We start from the raw sequence: 16671 nt of genomic DNA, 5'->3' as shown, positions 1-16671 counted from the left end.
GCGCTATTGCGCGCTGGATAGAACCATACATTCGCTTGGGAGCGTCGTATGAAGAGTGATTCCGCGGGCCTTTTGGCTCGGACAAAAGCCAATCCGGTATTGGCGAGTTTGATTGCAGGGTTAATAGTCTTGACGGCCCTTATTGGTCTGGCTATTTACCAGTTATTTACCAACGCTGAGCGTGATCAAGGCTACTTGCAGAACGCAAGTAACTTGCGTGCGTCTTCGTTTCGTTTGGCTTCGCTGTCTCGAGAGGCGACATCAGGTGATGAGTCTGCTTTTAGTGAGCTGCGCGATGTTGTGGTCACCATGGAGCAATCATGGGCACAATTGAAAGCCGCTGACCCTCAAACACGTATTGTGTTGTCGAAGGAAATTGCTGCATTTGATGGTGTGTGGAGCCGTGTAAAACAGGGCTCGCAGGTGATTACCGAAAATGAAGATACAATTATCTTTCTACATGATGTGGCGACAACCCTGAACGAATCGCTCCCTGAGCTTCAGGCTGAACACAATAATATTGTAGAAATCCTGCTAGAAAATAGCGCGCCGGCGGATCAGGTGTCTGTTGCCCAGATGCAGTCTTGGCGTGCCGAACGTATCGGTCGAAACGTCGATAAAATGCTACGTGGTGGTGATGATGCTGACCGAGCAGCGGATCAGTTTAACCTCGATGCGAGCTTGTTCGGGAAGGTGCTTGGTGGCATGAAATCTGGTGATGTAGCCATGAGCATCTCAGAAGTAACTGATGCCGAAGCCATATCGTCGCTTGATGAAGTGACAGAATTGTTTGAGTTTGTAAGTGGTTCAGTTCGAGAGATTTTCGAAGCCTCTCCGGCACTCTTTAAAGCGCGATTGGCCACTAACAATATCCTTGATGACGGCCCACTTGTTCTCCAGTCACTTGGCGCATTATCGGATCGCATCGTTGAACTACCCAATAACCGAGCTTGGAGTAACAACCTGTTAATTGGGATTAGTGCTGCGTGGTTAGCGGTTCTTCTGCTGATTGGCTTTTCATGGGTTAGAAACACTAATCAGCGAGCGAAAGGTACAGCCGAGACTAACGAAAGAAACCAGAACGCTATTTTACGATTACTAGATGAGCTGGCTGACTTGGCCGATGGTGACTTAACGACCACTGCAACAGTAACCGAGGATTTTACCGGTGCGATTGCCGACTCCATCAACTACACCATTGACCAACTTCGGGTACTTGTTTCGCGCATTAACGAAACGTCCGAGCGCGTTGTGGATGGCTCGAAAGAAACGCAGCAAACCGCGTTGCACCTTGCTGAGGCTTCTGAGCATCAGGCGCAAGAAATTGCCGGTGCATCCGCAGCTGTAAATGAAATGGCGGTTACCATTGACCAAGTATCAGCAAACGCCGCGGAATCAGCCGGTGTTGCTGAGCGGTCGGTATCGATCGCAAATAATGGTGCAAAAGTGGTACAGAATACTATTCATGGTATGGATACTATTCGTGAACAGATTCAAGATACGTCAAAACGAATTAAGCGACTGGGTGAATCTTCCCAGGAAATTGGTGACATTGTATCGTTGATTAATGACATTGCTGACCAAACAAACATTCTTGCACTTAATGCCGCTATTCAGGCATCGATGGCCGGCGATGCGGGTCGAGGCTTCGCCGTTGTAGCGGATGAAGTACAGCGTCTTGCGGAACGTTCTGCAACGGCAACAAAGCAGATTGAGGCGCTGGTTAAAACCATTCAGAACGATACTAACGAAGCCGTTATATCAATGGAGCAAACAACCTCGGAAGTGGTACGAGGAGCTCGCCTAGCACAAGATGCGGGTGTAGCACTTGAAGAGATTGAGGCAGTATCGGCGAGTCTTGCAGAATTGATTCAGAATATCTCGAATGCTGCACGTCAACAGGCTTCATCAGCCGGACACATCTCCAATACGATGAACGTGATTCAGGAAATTACCTCGCAAACATCTGCAGGTACTAATGCTACCGCTACCTCGATTGGTAATCTGTCAGAAATGGCGGTCGAGCTGCGAGGTTCTGTATCGGGCTTTAAGCTTCCTGATGAGCTTGACGAACACGCCGGTGATGACGGTTATGAAATGGATATTGAGGCGGATTCCGACCTTGATGTCGCAACCTTGGGTGACGATGACGTCGTTGACCTTTCACTAGACGATGTACTCGACGTTGACGCCGATCCTACTTTGCTACATGCATTAGAGGAAGAGGAAAAAAGCGCTGGTGCGCAGATCTGATCCCAATATTGGTTAACTTGAATGATTTGGTCTTTACAGGCAGCACCAGACCTAAGTGATAGGCAGTTTGAGCAGTGGAGCAAATTACTGGAGGATCGTGCCGGGATTTGTCTCAGTGATCAGCAGCGTGTTTTTTTTGCAAACGCAAGTGACTATGCGTATGCGTGAGCTGGGTCAAACTGACTATTCGCAGTATTACAATCGTGTTATCGACGGCGTGTCGGGCATGATGGAATGGTCTGTACTTATCGATCGGCTCGTGGTTAAAGAAACTAGTTTCTTTCGTCATCGTCCATCGATTGATTATGTTCACTCTTGCTTGAAGCGAATGATTGTTGAGAACACCTTAAGCGAATCATTTGAAGTGTGGAGCGTTGGGTGTTCTTCAGGAGAAGAGCCTTATTCGCTTTCAATGATTGTTAGTGACACCTTCGAATCTGCGGGTTTAGACCCGTACTACGGAGTAACTGCTACTGATATCAGCCGCGCAGCTTTAACGATAGCGCGCAATGGTATTTTTCCACAGCGTAAAGTTGAAATGATGGAACCAGCGATTAGGCAACGTTATTTTACGCAACAAGATAATGGACGATATTTAATATCACCCGAACTGCAAGATCGCGTGTGTTTTAACCATGCAAATGTGCTCAATATCAATGAAATGCCGAGCATGGTGCAGGACATTATTTTTTGCCAAAACTTGCTGATATATTTTCGACGTTGGTTGCGTCATGAAATTATGAATGCCTTTGTAGAACGTTTGAAGCCGGGCGGCGTATTAGTAGTCGGTCTAGGTGAGGTGGTTGATTGGTCTCATCCAGAAATGTCCCGTGCGCCGGCAGATGAAGTACAAGCCTATATTAAAAAATCGGTGGACGCCTAATGCGTTTACTTGAGATAAGACACGTTGTACAGGGCTCCATCTATGGGAGATAAACGTAATTTTGCCGCGTTAGACTGGGTGATTGGAGAGATCAGTGAAACTCTCGATGACGCACGTCAAGCGCTAGAAGCATTTGTGGAAGACCCAAAGGATTCCACACGCATACGTTTTTGTTTAACCCATATTCACCAGGTGCATGGCAGTTTGCAGATGGTGGAGTTTCATGGTGCCTCGCTTTTAGCGGAGGAGATGGAACACTTAGCGCAATCGCTAATGGACCACAAAGTGACAAGCGAACCCGAAGCACAAGAAGTGCTTATGCGAGCCTTGTTACAGCTCCCTATCTATCTCGATCATGTTAAAACTCAAAAAGAAGATCACCCCAGTTTAGTCTTGCCATTGCTTAATGATTTGCGGGCGGTGCGAAACCAAAGCTATTTGAGTGAGACTAATCTGTTCTCGCCGAACTTGCGCATTGTTAAAGAGCTTTACGGCACGCGCCACCCCATCACCAAAGACAAATCAAAACTCACGCAAGTCCTAAAGAAATTGCGTGAAATGTACCAGTTTGCAGCCGCCAGTGTATTGAGAGACATAAAGGTTGATGAAAACCTTAATTATCTCGATAAGGTTTTTAGTCGCATGGAGGCGCTTACGCAAGGTACTGCTTGCTTTCCTGTATGGGAAGTTTCAGCGGCATTAATTGAAGGTTTGTTGCGTGGTGATATAGCGTTAAGTGTTGCTGTACGAGGGCTACTTCGTCACCTCGCGCGCGAACTGCGGGTATTGGGTGAGAAAGCGCCCGGCTCTTTAGATTTTATGCCGCGCGAAAGTTTACTGAAAAACCTTTTGTATTATGTGGCAAAAGCCGAAAGCGGTGGAAAGAAAGTTAATCGGGTAAAACAGCGATATATTCTTTCCGAAGCCTTATTAGACGGCGTCAGTATTGGTGAAGAAGGTGAGGGCGATTCACTGTCAGCACCAGATCCGGAAGCCATTCGCTCGGTTGTGGTTGCGTTAAGCGATGAAATTAATTCTATTAAACATGTTTTAGACTTATCGCTCTCTGGGCATGGTTCGCCAGAAGACATTAAAGAGATACTGCCAATTGTTAAGCGAGTTGCTGACACATTGGCGGTATTGGGTATTGGTGATTTACGTAAAAAGGTCAATATACAAGCCGAAATTCTTGAAGAAATAAGCCAGCAAAATAGTTTTGATGAAGCCGTGATATTAGATGTTGCGGGTAAAATTATTGAAATAGAACACCGTTTAGAAGCGATCGCAAAAGTTGTTGGAACAAACCGAGATCTTGCAAACGTTAACGAACGAGAAATCGAAATTGACCAAGCGAAGATTACGGTATTAAAAGAATGTCAGCATGGTTTAGAGCAAGCTAAAGACGCTATTGTTGAGTACATTTCATCGAAGTGGGATAAAAGCCATTTATTGAATGTCGGTAGCCTACTGCATAATATCCGTGGCGGTTTGGAGATGATCCCATTGTCGCGTCCTGCGGCAATACTTGAATCTTGTAGCCAATATATTAAAGAGCGGTTGCTTAATAGCGATGAAAACCCAGGCTGGGAGCAGTTAGACACGCTTGCAGATGCCATAGCCAGTTTAGAATATTACCTTGAGCGTTTGCTGGGTGATATGGACGAAGAGATAGAGACGCTCCTAGATGTAGCGGCAAATAGCGTTGCTCAGCTCGGATATCCCGTCAGTGGTAGCGGTATTTTGGATGAACCTGTTGAAGAAACAGGTTCGTCTAAGCCGAGCTCCTTCGCTAGTAATATTGTGGGTGATAGCGTTGTAGTTGAAACGGCAATAGAGGCGTCAGCGCCTACTGTTGAGGTGTCGGACGTACAACCTCAAATTGAGCAAGAGCAACCTGTCTCAACGGTCGCTGAACCTCCCATCAGCCCTCCTGAAGCGGTTGTATCGCTCGATAAAATTAGTTTGGATGAAGAGGCCGACAGTGATATCGACGATGAGATTATTGAAATCTTTATCGAAGAGGCGGGAGAAGTAAAAGACACCCTGGACGAGTACTTCCCTCTTTGGAAAGCTAATCATCAGGATCAAGATGCGCTTGTCGTTGTTCGTCGTGCCTTCCATACCTTGAAGGGTAGTGGTCGAATGGTGGAGGCTCACGATATTGGCGAACTCGCTTGGTCGATTGAAAATATACTGAACCGCGTTATCGAAAAAGCAGTGCGTAACGAAGCCGCACATGGCCATATTATTGAATTGGTCATAAATGTTCTGCCAGAATTAATTAATGCCTTTGCACACAAAAAACCAAATCCTCATAAAGCGCTTACTGAGCAATATAGAGTTTGGGCTACCGCTATGGCGGAAGGTAATGTGCCAGCGGAATTATCCAGCATTCCAGAAGGCGGGGATGTACCGCTTCCAGACTTATCTAATAAGGTTCAACAGGCTCCGGTAGAAAACTCCGTTGTCGATGAAGAAGACAGTACCGCTGCAACCCTGAGAGATGTTGAAGCACTAAGTATTGATGATGACGATGATAATTTGGTTTTATGGGAAATTTTCTCATCAGAGGCTGCGACGCACTTAGCAACAATGGAAGCTTTCATCGGAAAAATGGAAGCAGAAGCGCCAATTTATTCTCCTCCAAGCGATGACTTTCAGCGGGCACTTCACACGCTCAAAGGCAGTGCTAAGATGGCGCAAGTAACGCCAATTGCCGCTATGGCAGAGCCACTAGAATCTTTTGCTAAAGAGTTAATTACCTATCAAGAAGATATCAACGCCGATATTCTTCAGTTATATCGGGATGCTGTAAGTTATACCCGTATTGCTCTCGGTCAAATTGAAAGCCACGAAAGTGTGGACATTCCGCGTCTTCAGCAATTTGTTGCCCGTACGGCTGAGCTACGTGAACTTGCAGTAGGGCATTTGATCCGTTTAAAAGAAATGCAAAAAGATGGTCAGCAAACGGTAGACCCTCGTTTACTTTCTATTTTTATGGCAGAGGAAATGGATCTTCTACTAGATGCAGAGCAGCTTCTTGGCGATTGGCAAGCCAGTGGCAGCAGTAATGGCCATATTGATCTTGTTGTACGCGAGCTTACAACGCTGGAGGCCGGTGCCCACCAAGCGAACCTTAGTGATATGGCGGGTGTAAGCGCTCAGTTACGTACTTTATATGAACAGTATAAGCAGGGCCAATTAGAAGCGAATGAAGATTTCTTTGGCATTATGGGCGCAGGCCATAATGCTTTATTGGATATGGTCGATGCCGTCGCCGCAGGTCAAAATGTAGTACCTCCGTCAGAGGAAATAACGTCGGCATTGGCGTCGTTAATTCATACCGGCTCGATGGCGCCCATTCGTCATGCATCTAACGACGCGTTGGACGAAAGTGAGCAGCGATCGACTGCTGAAGATCATAGCGATGACGAAATTGTTAGTGACGATAATTTACCACTAGAAACTGAAAAAATCGTTGACGATACATCTTTCGATATTATTCCAGAGAGCACAGAGCAAGACATTGAACGCTCTGTTGATTTGGTCTTGGACGATATCGATACTAATGTAGAAGATGATGCCGATATCATCACAGAAGAAATCAGTCTCGATAATGTTGAGAACGACGAACTTGGTGATACTACGGATGCCGTTGAGCAGAAGGGATTCGATCAGGAGCCTGTTGCTGACGTATCCGAAGCCGAGATTCCTGCTCCTAACCAAACTGTAGACGCTGATATTAACGCGGCCTCAGAAGCGCTCACGCTAATTACCTCCGCTCATATCCCTGGGTTACTCGATAGTATCGATACAACCCACGAAGATTTCGATGAAGATATTTTGGAAGTCTTTCTTGAAGAAGCTGAAGAGTTAATCGAAGAACTCGACGAAGCCGTCCACGCTTGGGAATCAGATTGGTCAAACGTTGAAAGCCCAGAACAGATTAAGCGAGTTCTTCATACGCTTAAAGGTGGTGCTCGCTTGTCGGGTATGAACAACCTTGGAGAGTTAACGCATGATTATGAAACCTTTCTAATTAGCTCCGATTTAAATGATATCGATGATGTGTTTTTCCCTAAAATGCACGCCTTTCAGGATCAAGTGCTCAGTGGTGTTCGCGCGATTCAGCAATTCATGTCGGGCGATTTTAATCGTGTTGTTGTAGCAGGCGTAGATGTAGAAACTGAAGGGTCGCTTCAAAATGACGAAATTCCTGATACTGAAAACCTGAGTAATAATGCGATATCTGAGAGCGTAGACGTTGAGCCGAGAGAGGCTGAAGCTGCGCCCATTGCTCGGCCTCAAACTGAAGATTCGAATGTTGTACCGTTTGCGCCAAAGCCACGAGAGGCCAGCGAAGAACCATCGGGCTTTAAAATGCCTTCCGCCCAAACGGGTGGTGGTCAAGCCGCGTTACGAAAGCCCCCTGGGCCGCAAGAAGTTGTAAAAGTTAACTCCGATCTATTGGAAGAGCTTGTTAACTTGGCCGGTGAAACGTCGATAAGTCGTGCTCGAATTGAGCAGCAAGTCAGTGATTTTGGGCATTCACTCGATGATATCGATTCGACGATAGCGCGTTTGCAAGAACAGTTGCGTCGGCTCGATATTGAAACGGAAGCACAGGTATTATTTCGACAAGAACAGTTGGCGGCTCACGAAGAGTTTGACCCTCTTGAAATGGATCGTTACTCCCAGTTACAGCAACTGTCTCGCTCATTAATCGAGTCCGCTTCCGATCTTGTCGATTTACGGATGACGTTAACTGACAATATTCGCGATACAGAAACCTTATTGCTTCAGCAGTCTCGTATTAATACCACGTTGCAAGAAGGCTTAATGCGTTCGCGTATGGTGCCCTTCTCACGTTTGGTACCACGCCTGCGCCGAATCGTTCGTCAAGTGGCGGGCGAACTCGGTAAAAACGTTAGTTTCGAGCTAGACAATATCGAAGGTGAATTGGACCGATCTGTACTAGAGCGAATGGTTCCACCACTAGAGCACATGTTACGAAACGCCGTGGATCACGGTATTGAAATGCCGGATAAACGCCTAGAGACCGGAAAAAATGAAACGGGTCGAATCGTTTTAACTCTTGGTCGAGAAGGTGGCGATGTACTGCTTCGCTTGGCGGATGATGGTCGCGGTGTAGATCTACGTCGAGTGCGAGAAAAAGCGATTGAACGTGGCCTAATGGCTAACGATTCAGAACTTAGTGATTTTGATATTATGCAGTTTATTCTGCATGCTGGTTTCAGTACTGCCGAACAAGTTACGCAAATATCAGGCCGTGGTGTGGGCATGGATGTAGTGTCTTCCGAAATTAAAGCAATGGGTGGTTCTGTTGTTATTAATTCTGAGTGGGGTCGCGGCACCGAAATTGTTGTGCGTTTACCTTTTACCGTATCGGTAAATCGCGCGCTTATGGTTGAAATTGGTTTAGATCACTATGCAGTACCGCTTAATACCATCGAGGGTATTGTACGTGTTAGCCCCTTTGAACTTGAGCATTATTACAGTAGCGAAGATGCGCGATTTGAATACGCTGGCGAGAATTATCAAGTTCGTTATTTAGGTGCAATGCTAAATGCAGACGTAACACCTAAATTAGAAGGGCAAGCCTTACCGCTTCCCGTACTACTGGTGCGCTCTGCTGAAAATACAATGGCAGTGCAAGTCGACAACCTAATGGGTAGCCGTGAAGTTGTTGTAAAAAGCCTCGGTTCTCAATTCAGTGCCGTACAGGGCTTATCGGGTGCAACCTTAATGGGCGACGGTAGTGTGGTCGTTATCTTGGATCCGCATGCGCTTGTACGTAAAGAAATGGCCAAGGCCAGTATTATTGAATTAGAAACCGCGCCTTCCGTGGCCCTTATTGACGCGCCGGAATATGTGACTAAAACGGTCATGGTAGTGGATGACTCTGTAACGGTACGTAAAGTTACGACACGTTTTTTAGAGAGAGAAGGCTTCAACGTTATTACCGCCAAAGACGGTGTAGATGCTTTGCGAGTGCTGCAAGATGTAACCCCCGATCTAATGTTGCTCGATATAGAAATGCCGCGTATGGATGGTTTTGAAGTAGCGAAAAACATTCGCACTTCAAGTCGTTGGAAAGGTATACCTATTATTATGATTACCTCTCGAACGGGTGATAAGCACCGCGATCGTGCGATGGAGCTTGGTGTTAACGGATATATGGGTAAACCGTATCAAGAAGAATCGTTGTTAGCCGGCATTAACGATTTGCTTGCCCTAGAAAAAAAGACCTAACCCCTTGGCAGTCCACGCCCTAAAATTTGGGTTACTAGCGGAAACCACCGCTCAGCTTGACGATTTAACTGATCTTGTTCATGGGTCAGGTCATGATATCGCTGAAACTATTCGGGCCAGTACCGGATGTTTAGATAATATTTCAGCCGTAGAAGTGTGGGTTGTTCGCTTAGATTTGCAGCACGATAAATCAGTACAATTAATGGAAATATTAGAGACGTATGATGTTCCCGTTATATATGACGATATTGAAAGTTATAGCGAGCTAGGGGTAGCCGAACGTCTCAACCGGTTCGCTGAAAAAATTCAATTGTGCGCGGGCACCGGAATGTCCAATAGGCCCGTTGGAGACGCAAAAAAAGCGCGTGAGATATGGGTGTTGGCGGCGTCCACCGGTGGCCCGGAAGCCGTCGGTCGGTTTTTGAAAACATTGCCCGAAAATTTAACGGGCGTTGCCTTTCTCTACGTCCAGCACATCAATCCCGAAATATCACCCACTCTGCAAAAAGCTATTCAAAGTAATACCCAATGGGCGGTATACAAATGTGATCGATCGCAGCCTTTGCTCGAAAAAAGTATTTATGTGGTTTCGCCCAGTGACCAAGTTAGTATTCATGCCACAGGGGTAATCACGCCGTTAGTGGGCGCTTGGGAAGGGCCCTATCAACCTTCTGCAAATCAAGTAATGGCAAAAGTGGCGCGTAATTATGGGAAACGAAGTGGCTGCATCATTTTTTCAGGTATGGGTGATGATGGCTCGCAGAGTTGTAGTTTTATGAAAGGCTCTGGTGGTGTAGTGTGGGTTCAATCCCCAGCAAGCTGTACGGTAGATTCAATGCCAGCATCGGCGCTGGCAACGGGAGTTGTAACGTTCCAAGGTTCGCCAGAAATACTGGCTAGGCAATTCGTATATGGCCGTCATATTGGTGCTACGTTATCATTGGCTTAGCCTTTAACAGGTTGAGTTTCGGGTAGAGTTTGTTACATTATTTAATGAGAAATCGGGAATAGAATTATGAGTGAAGGTGCTATAGCCGTTGCGTCTGAGGGCCCGGAAATTCCCTGTTTACTGGTTCCGTTGCTCGACAATATATTAATACTGCCAACCGTTAGCGTGGCCGAGATGGCTTCCATGCATCCTCTTACTGCAATCGACAACGCTCCACCTTGGTTGCTCGGTTATTACGAGTGGCGAAATATCAAAGTACCTGTCGTTTCTTACGAAGGTCTTAATGGCGGGTCTGTTACACCGCTTAATCCGCAGGGTCGCATGGCCGTTTTAAATAATACGGGTGTTGATGAGCGCCTTGCTTTTGTGGCTATACCGACACAAGGTATTCCGCGAATGGTGAGAATTCATGAAAAAGATATTGTGGAAAATACTTCAGAAGCGGTTAAAGCATACGATGATATGCATATAAAATTGGGGCTAGAAGAATTTACACTTCCAAATATTGCGGCCATTGAAAAGGCGTGCCTAGAGACTGGTATATTAGTAGAGTAATTGTTGTCTTGGCTCCGAGCGTTAACGCAAGCGAAAGCTTAGAAATAAAAAAGCGCTTTCCCTTTTCTGGGCTGGCGCTTTTTTATGCGTGTTTTACGCTAATGTAAGGCCGCGTCCGAATCTCCAAATATCGTTTGAATATCCGCTTTTTTAAAGGCGTAGTGCTTGCCGCAAAATTGACAGTCGATTGAAATTTTTTGTTGGGTATTTAATACTTGAAACGCCTCTTCACGGCCAAGCGATACAATAGCGTTTTCACTGCGCTGACGGCTGCAGCTGCATTTGAACGTTATGTCTCGCGCGGGGAAAAAGTGACATTCGAACTCGTTAAAGAGCCGATACAACACTTGTTCATGGCTTAGCGAGAAAAGCTCTTCTTGATTAAGTGTACCGGCAAGCTGCGCGCTTGTTGACCATAATTGTTCGCGTTCGTCTAAGTCTTTAATTTGTTGTGCAGGCAGGCTTTGAAGCATAAGGCCGCCACAGTGTGTGTCATTTGCAAATAACCATATACGTGTGGGAAGTTGCTCGGACTGCTCAAAATAATGGGCCAAACAGTCACCCAAATGATCCCCTTCAAGCGGCACAATACCTTGGTATCGCTGGCCATTTGTTGGATCTACTGTGAGTGTCAGCACGCCAGAGCCTACAAGAGAGCGCAGGCTCGAGGTATCGAATACATCATTACTTGGCACTGTATTGTTAGGGCTTAGCGCTTGATTTGTTCTGAGTATTCCGCGTATATGGCCCGTGTTTGTGGCTTCAGCCATGATGAGCGGTACGTTGCCGTCGCCACGCACTTGAAGTGTTAAAGTCCCATCAAATTTTAGCGTTTCACTTAGTAATGCAACAGCCGAAATAAATTCGCCTAATATCGGTAGCAGTACGCTTGGGAGTGTTTGTTGTAATAAAACATCTCTATAGCTTTGCGAGAGCGTTACGATTTGGCCGCGTATATCGGTATTGTTAAACGTAAATCGGTGGGTTTGGTCGTGCGGTATTGTGTCGGTCATGGTGTGTCTTCGGTATTAATACGTTTAAACCGGTGAATTTGCCGGCGTTGTTTTGTGGTGGGCTTTGTATCGCTGCGCAGGCTGCCAGATGCTTTTCGTTGCTCTGCGTTAACGGTTCTTGCGGTAATGCTAGCCGCAGTCTCGGTATAGAGACGTGCGGCTTCGGGTGCGCCTCGCCGTTGGTCAGAAAGCGCTATAACATCGACGACCTTTTCATCCCAGCCATGCCGAATAGTGAGCTGCATTGCCAATTCAACTTCTTTGCTTGGTTTTACGCGCGCACCATTAAGATGTACCTTACCACCCTCTATAGCTTGTTTAGCGAGGCTACGCGTTTTAAAAAAGCGAGCGGCCCATAGCCATTTGTCGATACGAACTTTTTCCATAACAGTTAAGTGAACTCAGTGAACCGAGAAGGCGGCATTATTTCATCAAAATGACAAATGTCGAGAAACTTCTCGGACCTTTGCGACGCCTTTTGGCTGTCGGGTTTATTGATACACACTAAGTGTGCAATTCCGTATTCTTGAGCCATAGCGAGTACTCTAGGTGTATCGTCAATGAAAACTGTACGAGCAGGGTCGAATTTTTCCTGCGCTTGTAAGGCGTGCCAAAAGCGAATATCTTCTTTTGGTAACTGGTAATCGTGCGACGAAATAACAATATCAAGGTGTCGATCTATTTCTGTGACGTCCAGCTTTAAGGCCAATCCTTTGGGGTGCGCATTAGTAATCAATACAAGTTTCTTATGGTGCTGTCGCAAGGCAATAAGGAAATCTTCCGCATAGGGGCGAATTCTAATTTTTTCTTGGATTTCGCGTTTTAGTGCCGGAATATCCATGTCGACCAATTCAGACCAGTGGTCTAAGCAATACCATTGTAAGCTACCCTCGTAGAGTCGAATATGCTCCATTAAAAACCGATTCGCCTCGGTTTCACTCACGTTATGGGCTTCTGCATACCGCATAGGTAGATGAGTGAGCCAAAAATAATTATCAAAGTGTAGGTCTAAGAGTGTACCGTCCATATCAAGTAAAACGGTATCGATCGTGCTCCAGTCAATCATTGCTATAATGCCCAACCCTTCGTAATGGAAGTTTAATATGCCGGTAAAACCCGAAATACTCAATTGTGAAGACGTTGCTCGCAGCCGCTTGTTTCGCGTACAGCAGGTCGAACTACGCTTTAGTAATGGAGAAGAGCGTACCTACGAACGTCTTGCGTCTAGCGGTAGCGCGGCGGTGATTATAGTCCCAATGCTGGATGAAGATAGAGTTTTGCTCATTAGAGAGTACGGTGTTGGCGTCGAAGATTACGAACTCGGTTTGCCCAAGGGACGTGTGGAGCGCGGTGAGGAGGCTATAGCGGCGGCCAATAGAGAGTTAATGGAAGAAGTAGGCTACGGTTCAAAAAAGCTGCGTTTACTCAAATGTTTTAGCCAGTCGCCAAGTTATATGCAACATCATACTCAAGTGGTGCTCGCCGAAGACCTATACCCTGAAACGGCTGAAGGAGATGAGCCGGAGCCGTTGGAGGTGGAAACGTTTCGGTTGTCTGAACTAGATACGCTGGTTGCGAGACAAGATTTAACCGAAGCGCGGTCCATTGCGGCCCTATACATGGTTAAAGCGTTGTTTGCGAAAAGATCGGCTGGCGAATGACCGCGGTTATTGACAAGGTATTACTGCATAACGTTATCGAACTCTGTAGCACCGCTGCACAGGTGATTCTTGAGATCTACCGTTCACCCGAGAACTACGATATTCAAACCAAAGGCGACGACTCGCCCGTAACACGTGCTGATCTCGCATCAAACAGCATCTTAATGCAAGGCTTGGCGCAACTAATGCCCGGTATACCAATATTGTCTGAAGAAGCGAATATCCCTGCGTTCGACGAGCGCAAACAATGGTCCCGTTATTGGCTGATCGACCCGTTAGACGGTACTAAAGAATTTATTCATCGTAATGGCGAATTCACTGTTAATGTTGCGCTTATCGATAATCACGTTGCGGTTATGGGAGTGGTCTACGTGCCGGTGCCTAATGTGGTGTATAGCAGTATTCGGGGGCTTGGCGCATGGAAATCAAGCGGCCAGCAAGGCAATATCCAGCCGATACACTGTGAGACCATAGCAGCCTTGCAACAATCCAAAGCCAATTTTACCGTGGTGGCGAGCCGTCGCCATGGTACGGAAGCCGTCAGTAACCTTATATCAAAAATAGAGTATGCCTTGGGGCCTATTGCCATTAGCAGTATTGGTAGCTCCCTAAAGCTGTGTATGGTGGCCGAAGGAAAGGCGATGTTTTATCCACGGTTAGCGCCCACCTGTGAATGGGACACCGCCGCCGCACAAGCGATTGTTGAAGCCGCAGGCGGCGCCGTTATGACTACAGATTTAGAACCCCTCCTGTATAACACCAAAGCCAATATGCTAAACCCCAATTTTTATGTAATAGGGGATATGCACTTTAATTGGCACGCTCTCTTGCTGGCACAGTAATGCAGGGTTTTGCCTGTTAAGTGATTACTGATGCCAGAACTATCCTCTTTAGTGATATTGGGTATTAACGCCAAATTTCTAAGAAGAAAAAAGTGGCGCTTCAAATTTTCTTAGCGTTAATTAGTGTAAACCCGTCGCAGTTCCCGCGACGTAGTTTGTCTATGCTTTACTGACCAGCGCAAGACGCAGGGCATCATCACTTTTCACGCTATAAAAAAGCCTGAATAGGTTTCATTAATACAACGACGGAAGAAAGGGATATGAACCGCGCACATCAGATGCAGCACCTCAGTGTGGCGTATAATAATACGTCGCTAATGAAGCAGCAGCTAGTAAGAGAAATAACCTGTCTAGAGCGCCAGTTAGAACGCTTACGCATTAGGGATGAACTGTTAGACTTAAGTACCTTACAGACTTACGAGGAGATGATCAGTAGTCGAAGAGAGATGCTTGATAACCTCCCCTGGGACGACTAATCTCCTATAAGTACTTTATAGAAAGTGCGTTGGCAATTGTTGGTCTGACTTATTGATAGTGTTGCCAATCTTAATGGTATGGATACGATCCAATACGTGTAAAAGCGAGGGTCGTGAAATTACACTTATGAGCAACCAGTTTTGGTTAAAAATACTGCGTTAATAGTCGAGAATACACGAACTGCTCAGGCTATTTTGTCTGATATCTTTAAGAAAGCGAATATAAAAGCAGAATTTGTTAATGACGCAACTGAAGCGTTAGAAAAACTCAATTCTACCGATTCACCTTATTCTTTAATTGTTGTCTCCAGTGCTGCGCTAAATGACGAGCCAGAATATTTTGCGTTATCCTTACGTACAGCTAAAAACTACGCGCATACTCCCCTTGTGCTTCTAACCACCAATAATAGCGACGCCGATAAGAGCTATTACGCTGTTGGTTTTACCCAAATATTCTCTCGTGCGGAAATAGGAAAGTTCAAAACCTATATCGATCAATTTTTATCGAGAGGTGCCTATTCAAAGCAAAATGAGAATAGTGTCATTATTATTGAGGATGACCTTCCCCAGCAACTAGTATTGAAGGCCATATTGGAGTCACACCATTGCCATTGTGATTGTTTTACTTCCGCAGAAGAAGCGTTAAAACATGCAAAAGACTACGACCCAGAAGTTATTGTGGTTGATTTCTTTCTTGAAGGAAAAATGACAGGAATGGAATTTATTAATGAAGTGAGGAGGGTTGACCACCCATGGCACCGTACACCCGTACTTGCCACAACAGCACTCGATGACCCAGCGCGAAAATATGAATTTCTACGCGCGGGTGCTAACGATTATTTAGTAAAGCCTATAGAAACAATAGATTTAACCGTGCGTACCGAAAACCTTATAAAATACAAACGCCTGCTAGATATGGTCGAACAGCAGCGTGAAGAAATGCAGTATTTGGCCATGCATGATCAACTGACAGGTTTATACAATCGTCACTATATGGCTACGCAGGTGAATGGTCGTATAAAGGAAGCTAGAAGGCACAATATTCCGTACTCCATTATAGTCTTGGATGTTGATCACTTTAAAAAAGTCAATGACACTTGGGGCCACGATAAAGGCGACGAAGTACTAAAGATTGTTTCAAAAATACTGCAAGATAAATGCAGAACAGAAGATATAGTTGCTCGTATAGGCGGCGAAGAATTTATTGTATTTTTAGGCCACTGCAACTTAGATAATGCGCTACGAAAAGCAGAAGAATTACGCGCGAGTATTCAACACGAAAAACCAGCAGGGCTTGAGTTAACGGCTAGTTTTGGTGTGGCGCAACTATCAGACATTAACGATAATTTTGATCATCTATTTAAGGCCGCCGATGAAGCCGTGTATTGCGCGAAGAACGATGGCCGAAATTGTGTTAAAGCGGCGTAAACGTCGTTTCACTATCGTGTGTTAGCTTAAAAAAATCTTCTAGATTGGGCGCCCACTGAAAGGCCCTCATGGCCACCCTATTATTGACCACCTCAACGCCCTCTTTTTGTAATAAATCCCTTTGCCTTACTCCATTTTTGGAGTGTTCAGCAAACGCCAGTTGACCCGATGCACGTAAAACTCGATGCCATGGTAACGCCCATGAAGCGGGTGCTTGACTAATGCAATGCCCCACCAACCTTGCGCGGCCAGGCAGGTTAGCCAGTGTGGCAATTTGACCATAACTGGCTACCGTGCCAAAAGGTACGGTTTGTATTGTTTTCCAAATTTGTTCGTAG

At 45.9% G+C, this 16671-nt stretch carries 14 protein-coding genes; 10 read left to right on the top strand and 4 right to left on the bottom strand.

The genetic code is table 11. The features are described 5' to 3' along the window. Positions 1-48: 48 nt before the first annotated feature. The 6 genes from H5647_RS02395 to H5647_RS02375 all read left to right on the top strand — a co-directional run bounded on the left by H5647_RS02395 (position 49) and on the right by H5647_RS02375 (position 10913). Positions 49-2253: a methyl-accepting chemotaxis protein gene (locus H5647_RS02395; protein ID WP_045856022.1), complete on the top strand. Its 2205-nt coding sequence runs from the start codon at positions 49-51 to the stop codon at positions 2251-2253. A 21-nt stretch (positions 2254-2274) separates the two neighbouring features. After that, positions 2275-2421 carry a hypothetical protein gene (locus H5647_RS22050; RefSeq protein ID WP_236074747.1) on the top strand — a complete coding sequence of 49 codons (147 nt, stop codon included), beginning with the start codon at positions 2275-2277 and terminating at the stop codon, positions 2419-2421. Beyond that, positions 2414-3136: a CheR family methyltransferase gene (locus H5647_RS02390; RefSeq protein ID WP_236074745.1), complete on the top strand. Its 723-nt coding sequence runs from the start codon at positions 2414-2416 to the stop codon at positions 3134-3136. The genes H5647_RS22050 and H5647_RS02390 overlap by 8 nt, the downstream gene beginning before the upstream one ends. Positions 3137-3178: 42 nt before the next feature. Further along, positions 3179-9409 (top strand): Hpt domain-containing protein, encoded by a 6231-nt coding sequence (locus tag H5647_RS02385; protein WP_045856021.1) that lies wholly within the window; start codon positions 3179-3181, stop codon positions 9407-9409. 4 nt (positions 9410-9413) lie between these two features. After that, complete coding sequence (locus H5647_RS02380; RefSeq protein ID WP_045856020.1) at positions 9414-10358, top strand: chemotaxis protein CheB; 945 nt, start codon at positions 9414-9416, stop codon at positions 10356-10358. Between the two features lie 66 nt (positions 10359-10424). After that, positions 10425-10913: a chemotaxis protein CheW gene (locus tag H5647_RS02375; protein WP_045856019.1), complete on the top strand. Its 489-nt coding sequence runs from the start codon at positions 10425-10427 to the stop codon at positions 10911-10913. Between the two features lie 98 nt (positions 10914-11011). Here the strand turns inward: H5647_RS02375 and hslO are convergent, their stop codons facing one another. Genes hslO through yrfG form a run of 3 tightly spaced genes read right to left on the bottom strand, consistent with a single transcriptional unit; the run spans position 11012 to position 12992 of the window. Continuing rightward, positions 11012-11926, bottom strand: a complete 915-nt coding sequence (gene hslO / locus H5647_RS02370; protein ID WP_045856018.1) for an Hsp33 family molecular chaperone HslO — start codon at positions 11924-11926, stop codon at positions 11012-11014. After that, positions 11923-12312, bottom strand: coding sequence for an RNA-binding S4 domain-containing protein (locus tag H5647_RS02365; RefSeq protein WP_045856016.1), 390 nt, complete (start codon positions 12310-12312; stop codon positions 11923-11925). Before H5647_RS02365 ends, hslO begins: the two co-directional genes overlap by 4 nt. A 5-nt stretch (positions 12313-12317) precedes the next feature. Continuing rightward, positions 12318-12992 carry a GMP/IMP nucleotidase gene (gene yrfG / locus H5647_RS02360; protein ID WP_045861000.1) on the bottom strand — a complete coding sequence of 225 codons (675 nt, stop codon included), beginning with the start codon at positions 12990-12992 and terminating at the stop codon, positions 12318-12320. Between the two features lie 37 nt (positions 12993-13029). On the opposite strand from yrfG, the gene nudE reads away from it, so the two are divergent. The 4 genes from nudE (at position 13030) to H5647_RS02340 (ending at position 16333) form a co-directional block, all read left to right on the top strand. Beyond that, a complete protein-coding gene (gene nudE / locus H5647_RS02355; RefSeq protein WP_045856015.1) occupies positions 13030-13587 on the top strand; it encodes an ADP compounds hydrolase NudE in 558 nt (185 codons plus the stop codon). After that, positions 13584-14429 (top strand): 3'(2'),5'-bisphosphate nucleotidase CysQ, encoded by an 846-nt coding sequence (cysQ, locus tag H5647_RS02350; protein ID WP_052691823.1) that lies wholly within the window; start codon positions 13584-13586, stop codon positions 14427-14429. Before nudE ends, cysQ begins: the two co-directional genes overlap by 4 nt. A 260-nt stretch (positions 14430-14689) precedes the next feature. After that, positions 14690-14905 (top strand): hypothetical protein, encoded by a 216-nt coding sequence (locus H5647_RS02345; RefSeq protein WP_045856014.1) that lies wholly within the window; start codon positions 14690-14692, stop codon positions 14903-14905. Positions 14906-15046: 141 nt separating this feature from the next. After that, entirely contained in the window at positions 15047-16333 is a 1287-nt protein-coding gene (locus tag H5647_RS02340; RefSeq protein ID WP_052691822.1) for a diguanylate cyclase, read from the top strand. Here H5647_RS02340 and H5647_RS22385 read toward each other — a convergent pair. Then, complete coding sequence (locus tag H5647_RS22385; protein WP_408034018.1) at positions 16320-16661, bottom strand: MGMT family protein; 342 nt, start codon at positions 16659-16661, stop codon at positions 16320-16322. The two genes, H5647_RS02340 and H5647_RS22385, sit on opposite strands and share 14 nt — an antisense overlap. Positions 16662-16671: the final 10 nt, after the last annotated feature.

Source organism: Teredinibacter purpureus, from assembly GCF_014217335.1.
GTDB lineage: Bacteria > Pseudomonadota > Gammaproteobacteria > Pseudomonadales > Cellvibrionaceae > Teredinibacter > Teredinibacter purpureus.
The sequence above is the reverse complement of the archived record's forward strand: the minus strand, read 5'-3'. Positions and strand labels throughout refer to the sequence as shown.

Coding starts and splice junctions, on each gene's coding strand:
- nudE (WP_045856015.1), top strand. CDS start 13,030: ATGCCGGTAAAACCCGAAATACTCAATTGTGAAGACGTTGCTCGCAGC.
- hslO (WP_045856018.1), bottom strand. CDS start 11,926: ATGACCGACACAATACCGCACGACCAAACCCACCGATTTACGTTTAAC.
- H5647_RS02390 (WP_236074745.1), top strand. CDS start 2,414: ATGCGTGAGCTGGGTCAAACTGACTATTCGCAGTATTACAATCGTGTT.
- H5647_RS02395 (WP_045856022.1), top strand. CDS start 49: ATGAAGAGTGATTCCGCGGGCCTTTTGGCTCGGACAAAAGCCAATCCG.
- cysQ (WP_052691823.1), top strand. CDS start 13,584: ATGACCGCGGTTATTGACAAGGTATTACTGCATAACGTTATCGAACTC.
- H5647_RS02375 (WP_045856019.1), top strand. CDS start 10,425: ATGAGTGAAGGTGCTATAGCCGTTGCGTCTGAGGGCCCGGAAATTCCC.
- H5647_RS02365 (WP_045856016.1), bottom strand. CDS start 12,312: ATGGAAAAAGTTCGTATCGACAAATGGCTATGGGCCGCTCGCTTTTTT.
- yrfG (WP_045861000.1), bottom strand. CDS start 12,992: ATGATTGACTGGAGCACGATCGATACCGTTTTACTTGATATGGACGGT.
- H5647_RS22050 (WP_236074747.1), top strand. CDS start 2,275: ATGATTTGGTCTTTACAGGCAGCACCAGACCTAAGTGATAGGCAGTTT.
- H5647_RS02345 (WP_045856014.1), top strand. CDS start 14,690: ATGAACCGCGCACATCAGATGCAGCACCTCAGTGTGGCGTATAATAAT.
- H5647_RS02385 (WP_045856021.1), top strand. CDS start 3,179: ATGGGAGATAAACGTAATTTTGCCGCGTTAGACTGGGTGATTGGAGAG.